The 1,874-nt window shown below is 73.0% G+C and carries 2 protein-coding genes; one reads left to right on the forward strand and one right to left on the reverse strand.

Going from position 1 to position 1,874, the window contains the following annotated elements; all coding sequences use genetic code 11:
- On the reverse strand, positions 1 to 349 hold a 349-nt coding region (locus DZG00_RS15105; protein WP_119455801.1), incomplete at its 3' end, for a PHP domain-containing protein.
- A gap of 113 nt (positions 350 to 462) precedes the next feature.
- Between DZG00_RS15105 and DZG00_RS15110 the strand changes: the two genes are divergently transcribed.
- A complete protein-coding gene (locus DZG00_RS15110; protein WP_119382048.1) occupies positions 463 to 1,830 on the forward strand; it encodes a glucose-6-phosphate dehydrogenase in 1,368 nt (455 codons plus the stop codon).
- The last annotated feature ends 44 nt before the right edge of the window (positions 1,831 to 1,874 follow it).

The following is a 1,874-nucleotide window of genomic DNA, read 5'->3' on the forward strand; positions in this document are numbered from 1 at the left end:
CGCCGGCCTGGGCGCTCCGGGCGGTGCTCCTGGCCGTGCCCCGCCCGTGGCTCGCGCTGATGAGCCGGCTGAGCGCCGCCCAGCCCTGGCCGTGCGTGCCGCCGTGCGCGAGCACCGTGATCCGGCCCGGGTGCTCGCCCGTGAGGCCGAGCTCGGCGCCGACGACAGGGGAGAGCCCCTGGGCGATGGATCGGCGGATGTGGCGGACGGCGCCGTACAGCCCGTCGCGGTCGGTGATCGCGGCCGCCGACGCGCCCGAGGAGGCGACCTGGTCGACGAGCGCCTCGGGCGCCGTGGTGCCGAAGTGCGCGGAGAACGCGGACGCCACGTGCAGGTGGGTGAAGCTCACGCGCACCTCCGGGCTGTCGCGTCGCGCCCTCCCCGGACGCGTCGTTCGAACGGATGTTCGACTCGCCCAGTGTAGGTCGGCTGCCCGGCAGCCGCGACCCGTAGTCTCGGAGGATGACCAGTGAACCCTCCACCCTCGTCATCCTCGGCGCCAGCGGCGACCTCACGGAACGCCTCCTCCTGCCGGGTCTCGGCAGCCTCGTGGCGAGCGATCGGGGGCGCCGGATCCAGCTCATCGGCACCGGCCGCAGCGAACGGAAGCCCGCGGAGTGGACCAAGACGGTCAAGACCGCGTTCGACTCGGTGGACGCCACGGGGCGCCGGGCCGCGGGCATCGTCTCGTCCACGGAGTACATCCAGGCCGACCCGACGGACCTCGACGACCTGAAGCGGATCCTCGAGGCGTGCGAGGGCGCGCCGGCCCTCTACTTCGCGCTGCCGCCGGCCATCTCCATCCAGGTCTGCGAGCAGCTGGCGAAGCTGGACCTGCCGGAGGGCACCACGCTCGCGCTCGAGAAGCCGTTCGGGTCGAACAGCCGGAGCGCGGCGCAGCTCAACCGCCTGCTGCAGAAGCTCGTGCCGGAGGACCGCATCCACCGCACCGACCACTTCCTCGGCCTCTCCACGGTGCTCAACCTCGTGTCGCTGCGCTTCGCGAACCGCTTCTTCGAGTCGGTGTGGAGCGCGAGGGACATCGAGAAGGTCGAGATCCTCTACGACGAGACGCTCGCGCTCGAGGGCCGCGCGGCCTACTACGACAAGTCGGGCGCGCTGGTCGACATGATCCAGAGCCACCTGCTGCAGGTGCTCGCGGTCTTCGCGATGGAGCCGCCCGCGAGCATCGACCCGGACGACCTGCGCTCGAACATCGCCGCGGTCCTCCGCGCGACCGAGGTCTGGGACAACGACCCCGTCACGTACAGCCGCCGCGCCCGCTACACGGGCGCCACGGTCGACGGCACGCGCATCCCCGCGTACGCCAAGGAGGAGGGGGTGGATCCGGCCAACGAGACGGAGACGCTCGCGGAGGTCACCTTCGGCGTCGCCAACGCGCGCTGGGCAGGTGTGCCGTTCCGGCTGCGCTCGGGCAAGGCCCTCAAGGAGGCGTCCAAGCGCATCGTCGTCACCTTCAAGCCCGTGGCGCACCTGCCGCGGGGCCTGCACGGCTCCGCGCGGCCGGACCGGCTCATCATCGACCTCAAGCCCGACGGCATCACGCTGGAGGTCACCATGGACGGCACGGGCGAGCCCTTCACCCTCACGCAGTCCACGTTCCGCGCGGAGTTCGCCGAGCCCGAGCTCACGCCGTACGGCGAGGTCCTCGACGGGATCCTCGCGGGCGACCCGCGCCTCTCGGTCCGCGGCGACGTGGCCGAGCGGTGCTGGCGCATCGTCGCGCCCGTCATGCGCGCCTGGAAGGGCGACCGCGTGCCGATGGCCGAGTACCGCGCCGGATCCGCGGGGCCGACCGCCTGGCGCTGACCGACCCGGTCCGGTCGGGCAGGCCGCGCTGCCGCGCGCGGGGG

This window comes from Clavibacter lycopersici (genome assembly GCF_003576405.1).
GTDB lineage: Bacteria > Actinomycetota > Actinomycetes > Actinomycetales > Microbacteriaceae > Clavibacter > Clavibacter lycopersici.

What these genes read in the sequence shown, in the direction of transcription:
- DZG00_RS15110 (WP_119382048.1), top strand. Translation starts at nt 463, where the DNA reads ATGACCAGTGAACCCTCCACCCTCGTCATCCTCGGCGCCAGCGGCGAC.